Origin of the sequence: Paenibacillus sp. Dod16, assembly GCF_049893405.1 — a bacterium.
GTDB lineage: Bacteria > Bacillota > Bacilli > Paenibacillales > Paenibacillaceae > Paenibacillus_AQ.
On sequence record NZ_JBNDYG010000013.1, the window covers coordinates 1 to 6,201 of the forward strand.

Here is a 6,201-nt window from a genome sequence, read left to right on the forward strand (position 1 = left end):
CATTCAACTTTTTTAGATACTCATTTTCCATTTCAAGCTGTTTGATACGTTCTTCGAGTGCTTCGACAGACCCTTGAACTACGGATCGTTTGGTAGACGAATTGGAATTTTTCTTCATGGATGGACGCCCTTTCTTTTTTGGCTCAAGGCTTCTAAACCGCCTGTCTCCATCTTTCTCTGCCAAGAATACAGCATGGAGAAGTCCGGAAGCTTAAACAAAGCAGCGGTATCCATGAGAGAAGCGTCTGATTGAGCCATATGATTGAGTACGTCCAGTTTAAAGCTTGCCGGATAATTTGTATAGCCGTTAGTAAAGGCAGGCTCACCATGCATCTCATAGAGCTTCAACCAATATTGCAATTGAGACTTGGTAACGCCCATTTGATTTGCGTATTCGGTCTGAGATAGAAGATCGGAGTCATACCTTGAATTAATGCCAATTTGCTATCCTTAGTAAATATAGTCATAAAAAAACTGCACCTCCAACTGTTAGATGTGTCTAACAATTGGGGTGCAGTTCATTTACATGTTAGAGAGAAACTTACTTCTGGATGATGGTAATCTCAGCATTCGGATCCAGGCTTCTCACAATGGATTTGAACCTGGGCATCTCCAAAATGTGAACCCGATAGACCAGCTGCGTCGAACCGATGGTGTCGCCATCATGCATAGCGTCATCTTTCGTGTCAGCAGCTTGGGAATCATACCCCATGATGGATTTCATGCTGTGTCTGATTTCCGCTTCGCTCACGCTTCGAATCCGGACCTCGCGTTTAAGCGGAAGGCTTGAAGTCGTAATACGTCCGGTCTCCAGCGCCATCAGGCAGGCGATCGCAGAGTACATCGCTCGTTCCCAGCCGAGCAGCAGTCCGGCCAATGACAGCACGAATGTATTGACCATGATATGGACGTATGGCAGCTTTAAACGGGTTAGCAGATGTGATATCTGCTGCGGCATCTTGGGCATTTGGAGTGTGTCCAGAACGACGCCGTAACGAAGGCCGAGTCCAATGCCCAGCCCAAGGATAATGCCGCCGATGCCTGCGCTCCCAATCTTGCTGTCAATGAGAGCGGGAACCGGAAAAAACAGGATCGAGCATACAGAAAAAGTAAGCAGCCCGACGGTGGCAATGACGGCTCTTTCACGGTTGGACCTACGGTAGACCAGCAGGAGCAGAGGCAGGTTTAATGCAAACAGAAACATGCCTGTATGAAGTCCCGTCAGATGCGAAGCGAGGGCAGAGATTCCTGTTACGCCGCCCGCGATGATGCCGCTGGGAACAAGAAATAAATCTAAACCGAATGCCGCTATCAGTCCTCCGATGGCAGCCATGCTCATTCTTCTTCGTGTACTTGCCTTATTTACGGCCTTTTGCGGACCGTTCGTTACCCGAACCGGGGCTTGAACCATAGGCAATGTACCCTCCTTTATCCGCTAGCACTTTCATCCTTTAGCTTCGGTTTAACCGGTTTCTTCTCCTTATAGTCTTTAAATTTAATGATTTTGTTCAAAAAGTTATACACATGCTTGGACTCCTTGGTGAGCAGCGGTCCGAGTATCGCCAGTATCAGCACATACAGGGCTGCAAACGGCTGAATGAAGGTTGCGAGCCCGCCCGCTTTACCCATATTCGCGAGAATAATGGAGAATTCTCCGCGGGATACGATGGTCAGACCGATATTGGAGGATGCTTTGGAGGACAATCCCGCACTGCGTCCTGCAAGCATGCCCGCAATAAAATTACCAAGGAGCGTGATGATCACGGCGATCAGCGATAACCACACAGCTCCGCCAAGCTCGGAAGGTACAATCGTTAAACCGAAGCTAAAGAAGAATATGGCTCCAAAGAAATCACGGAATGGTAATATCAAATGCTCAATGCGTTCTCTATGCTCTGTCTCAGCGAGGACAAGCCCGACGAGCAGAGCGCCGATGGCCTCGGCGACATGAATCGTCTCGGCGAATCCTGCGAGCAGGAACAACGCGCCAAAAACAACCAGGGCAAACAATTCGTTAGACCGTATATTTAATGCTTTATTCAGAAGCGGTACGGCTTTACGGCCAAGAATAAGGACAAGCAGCATAAATCCGAGGGCGATCACCGCAGATATCAGTACTCCGCCCAGCGATGATGATCCGCTCAATACGAGTCCGGAAAGAATAGAGATATAGACAGCCAGGAAAACATCCTCGAACATGATAATACCAAGAATCATCTCGGTTTCGGGATTCGCCGTTCTTTTCAGGTCAACCAGCACCTTCGCTACGATCGCGCTTGAGGAGATGGTGGTTATTCCCGCTACAATGAGTGTCTCCGCCACGGGGAATCCGGAAAAGATCCCGATCATCAGTCCAAGCGTAAAGTTAATGGCAATATAGATGCTGCCGCCGACAACGATGGACTTCCCTGATTTGATTAACCGGCCGACCGAGAATTCAAGGCCAAGATAGAACAGAAGGAACAGTACGCCGATGCGACCCATAAAGTCGATGAACGGGGCGCTTTCTATAAAACGAAAATCGAATGATCCAAAATGAAAAGCATGAGGCCCTACCGCCATCCCTACCAGAATGTAGAAAGGGACGACGGAAAACCGGAGTTTAGCTGATAACAACCCCGCCAGGGCGATCAGGAAAATCGCCAGTCCAACTTCTAAAACCAAATGATCCATTCATCAACCACGTCCGTTCATCAAGATTTGTTTAAATAGCCGCTGTTGTTGACGTTCACCGACGACAACGAGAGTCGAGTCCGGCGTAATAATAACGTCAGGTCCGGGATTGATTTGTTTACTGTTTTTATCAACTGTGGCAATGATGGTTGCACCAGAGGCTTGACGTACGCCCAAATCACCAATCGATTTGCCTGCCCCGTAATAATGGGGCTCGATGCGATACCATTCGATAATCAATTCGTCCAGCGCGATGTCGATCGTTTCCAGCGCTTTAGGTTTATAAGTGAGACCGCCAACGATGGCGGCAATTTGGCGAGCCTCATCATCATCCAGGGAAATCATGGAGATGCTTTCGTCCGGATCGTCATGCTCATAATGGTACATTTCACGGCGTCCGTCATCGTGGATGATAATGACCAGTTTATCGCCTCCGCGGGTATCAATTACGAACTTCTTACCAATTCCGGGCAAATCTGTTTCGCGAACATGCATAGGTTAAAATCCTCCTAAAAATACACTTTTTTAGTTTTTTGCAGACCGGTCACACGGATCTCAAAATATACGCAGCCAAATAAAACAATCCATTCAGGATGAAATTGCACAGTCTTTAATAAACCTATGTGCATACGTAAATCATCACAGGTTGATCGTAGGGTTGCCTGAGAAATGAGAAATTGGGCGAATTTAAGAAACCGCAGTCAGTTTGAAAGCGAAAAAGGGGAGGATACTAAACGAACTTCGATGTGTATTTAATGGGGAATAATAATAAAAGCCGGAGTCGAAGCGGAATGATCGGCCGATAAGGCAGACGTGTTTTGGGAGCCTGCAGCATGAGAACGGCCGACATCAATAAGAACAGCGGCAAGGCATTGCCGGCTGCCTTAAGTTTGGAGAGAATGTGAGAGTGTTTCAGAACAGCCGCTTTCAGATGATGGTCGTGCTTGTATACATACCGCTCATCATGGGTTTCGCTGCTGGAGTACTCCTGGACGGGAATGTAAAGGGCAAATGCCGTAACCAGAACAAGTACCAGCATCCAAAGAATTCTTGCTGTTTTTAAGAAACAGTTCACGGTTACTCCTCCCTTCGTTCCAAGCTTCTATGTTAATCATAACATAAAAATAATCGTTCTCAAAATGAGAACGATAAATTATTTTTGAACACTTTAACAGATTGATTATATTTTTTACATTATATTGAAACGGGACTTGTCTTACTTTTTACGAAGTTTATCGTAATTTTCCGTATCGGGATCGATATCGATTTTCGATTCATCTTTGTCTTCCAAAACGCCAAGGACCAGATCGTCGAGTTTGTCGGTTGCGGCTTGATCCGGACGATCGGGCTCGGGAATAGGGTCAACGCCGGGGAACTGTCCATCATATTCAGGTTTCTTTTTATTCATCAGGGTCTCATTCCTTTCTGGCAATATTTTGGCACAAAAGGATCTGTTATATGTAACGAATAAACGCGGGGGTTGAAAATGAAACAAGGCAAGCGATCATCAGCATGCAATAGTCTTTCTTCTATATTATGTAGCCCTCTATATATCCATCTGCTATATAAGAAATATGCTAGAATGTAGTGGAGGAATATTATACCAGGGGGTAATGTTAGATATGAAGAAAAAAATGCTGTGCTGCACCATCGCTTTATTGCTTGTGTCCGGTTCGGTTGTTTCTGCTCATCCGGGAAGAACGGATGCCAATGGCGGGCATACCTGCCGTACCAATTGCGAACGCTGGGGTCTGTCTTATGGCGAGTATCATTATCATAACGGCGGAGGGAGCTCTTCAGGCAGCACATCGCCTTCATCGACGCCTAAAGCCAAATCATCGAAGAACAGTACAACAAAATCCGCTGCGCCGAAGCCGGCAGCGCCTGCTTATGCCAAGTCGGGTCTTAAAGTATTCGTTAATGGCAGCATGGTGAAGTTTGGCAGTGAGCCGTTGGTGTATAACAACGTCAATCTGGTGCCGCTGCGGGAAATCGCTGAAGGAATGGGAGCTGAGGTTACCTGGAATCGCGAAGCGGCCAGCATTGGCGTGCAAAGAGGCAATCATAAAATAACACTTACGATTGGCAGCAAAACCGTCTTTTACAACGGCAAATCGGAATCCGTTACGGTCGCTCCAAAAGTGATCGACGGCGTGACGTACGTTCCGATTCAGGTGTTTGCAAGAGGACTTGGTGCTGGCGTGAACTATACCGATCATGATAAAATTCTGAGAATCTCCTTATAGTACGTGTTCAAAAAGGTCGATTTTCAGCACCAAGAAGGTTGGATGAAGCTAGGGACTGAGGAGCGGAGCGTACGTTTTGGGTACGTGAGCACCGGAAGGCCCGGCTGAATTCAAGATTCGATGCCGAGCTGCTTCCTGATTCGCTTCGTGATCAAAAGCGGACTTTTTGAACAACCTCTTATAGGAATAAAATAAATACTGCTTCAAACGGGTGAATAGAGAGGGGAGAGCATACTTGAGTTTTTTTGATAAATTTAAGGCCGGTGTGTCCGACGCCGGAAACAAAGCCAAAACGTTGGTGGAGATCAATCGGTTAAAGCTGCAAAACAACGGTAAAAAAAGCGACATCGATGAACAGCTTCTGGAAATCGGCAAGGTTGTATTTGCTGCAACCGAAGCTGGGAAGTGGCCGCCTGTTCAGGAAAGTATTCAGAGCTACGTGGCCAAGATTCATCAATTGAATTTTGAAATCGAACAAAATCTGCTTCAAATCGCCAATCTTACGGATGAGAAGGTATGCAGAGGCTGTGGAAACAGCTCCGCTATGAACGCTAAGTTTTGTGCCCACTGTGGCCGTACGTTCGAAGTGATCCAAGTGCAATCGGAAGAGCAGCGTAAAGAAATTCCGCTTCTGGAAGACGGCAGCGAACAAGAGGAACCGAAATAATATTATGGGTCTAACTGTCCTCATTATTTTGGGCGGGCCGATCACTTGGAGCGGGAGCTTATTCTTGCATGTGTGTTGTGCCAAACAATAACACGAGCTGTAAAAAGGGACGTCATGGTCCTTGATGTCAGGATGAATGTTTTTGTTATAGATAGAGCCGCACCCTGGTTTGGGAAGACCGGGGACGGCTCTTTTCTTTTTGTCCGGGGTGAAGGAAGCTGCAAAACATTACAGAATGATTATAAAGGTGAGCTAACTCACCATAAAATCGTTATATAGTAATATTAGCTTACTAGCTGAGGGAGTGAGGACATATGCCGATGAACAAGGCCTGTAATGATGAGTTATTTCAACATGGGAATCGAAGGGTGTCAAGGCTGCTTAAAGGTAACGTTCTATTGCTTCCCGTCTGTGTATTTCTGATGCTCCTTGCTGCCGGGTGTAACAAGACGGACTCTGAGGGAGAACATCCGCCGGAGAATCAACCGAAGAGCGCATCCATCAGCATCGTTATTTCCAGTCTCGGGATGACGTTTCCTGCCGGCATGGACGAGAATGACAATCCGTATCTGAATTACATTGAAGAGCGCACGGGACTTGAAATCGGAGTTAATC

General features: G+C 46.7%; 8 protein-coding genes and 1 pseudogene. 3 read left to right on the forward strand and 6 right to left on the reverse strand.

All coding sequences use genetic code 11. The features are described 5' to 3' along the window. Nucleotides 1-114 precede the first annotated feature (114 nt). The 6 genes from ACPV3A_RS12045 to ACPV3A_RS12070 form a co-directional block, all read right to left on the reverse strand. A complete protein-coding gene (locus tag ACPV3A_RS12045) occupies nt 115-381 on the reverse strand; it encodes a helix-turn-helix domain-containing protein (protein ID WP_426199765.1) in 267 nt (88 codons plus the stop codon). A 160-nt stretch (nt 382-541) separates the two neighbouring features. Further along, complete coding sequence (locus ACPV3A_RS12050; protein WP_426199767.1) at nt 542-1,411, reverse strand: YitT family protein; 870 nt, start codon at nt 1,409-1,411, stop codon at nt 542-544. Between the two features lie 17 nt (nt 1,412-1,428). After that, a complete protein-coding gene (locus ACPV3A_RS12055; RefSeq protein ID WP_194541559.1) occupies nt 1,429-2,673 on the reverse strand; it encodes a cation:proton antiporter in 1,245 nt (414 codons plus the stop codon). A gap of 3 nt (nt 2,674-2,676) precedes the next feature. Continuing rightward, nucleotides 2,677-3,168 carry a cation:proton antiporter regulatory subunit gene (locus ACPV3A_RS12060; protein WP_071222829.1) on the reverse strand — a complete coding sequence of 164 codons (492 nt, stop codon included), beginning with the start codon at nt 3,166-3,168 and terminating at the stop codon, nt 2,677-2,679. Between the two features lie 235 nt (nt 3,169-3,403). Further along, nucleotides 3,404-3,748, reverse strand: coding sequence for a hypothetical protein (locus tag ACPV3A_RS12065; protein ID WP_426199768.1), 345 nt, complete (start codon nt 3,746-3,748; stop codon nt 3,404-3,406). Between the two features lie 141 nt (nt 3,749-3,889). Beyond that, nucleotides 3,890-4,081 (reverse strand): hypothetical protein, encoded by a 192-nt coding sequence (locus ACPV3A_RS12070; RefSeq protein WP_071222831.1) that lies wholly within the window; start codon nt 4,079-4,081, stop codon nt 3,890-3,892. A gap of 214 nt (nt 4,082-4,295) precedes the next feature. On the opposite strand from ACPV3A_RS12070, the gene ACPV3A_RS12075 reads away from it, so the two are divergent. The 3 genes and pseudogenes from ACPV3A_RS12075 to ACPV3A_RS12085 form a co-directional block, all read left to right on the forward strand. Further along, nucleotides 4,296-4,919, forward strand: coding sequence for a copper amine oxidase N-terminal domain-containing protein (locus ACPV3A_RS12075; protein WP_426199770.1), 624 nt, complete (start codon nt 4,296-4,298; stop codon nt 4,917-4,919). 235 nt (nt 4,920-5,154) lie between these two features. Beyond that, the gene (locus ACPV3A_RS12080) at nt 5,155-5,586 is read left to right on the forward strand and encodes a zinc ribbon domain-containing protein (protein ID WP_426199772.1); all 432 of its coding nucleotides are present in this window, start codon (nt 5,155-5,157) and stop codon (nt 5,584-5,586) included. 314 nt (nt 5,587-5,900) lie between these two features. Continuing rightward, nucleotides 5,901-6,201, forward strand: a pseudogene (locus ACPV3A_RS12085) (extracellular solute-binding protein); the annotation flags it as partial.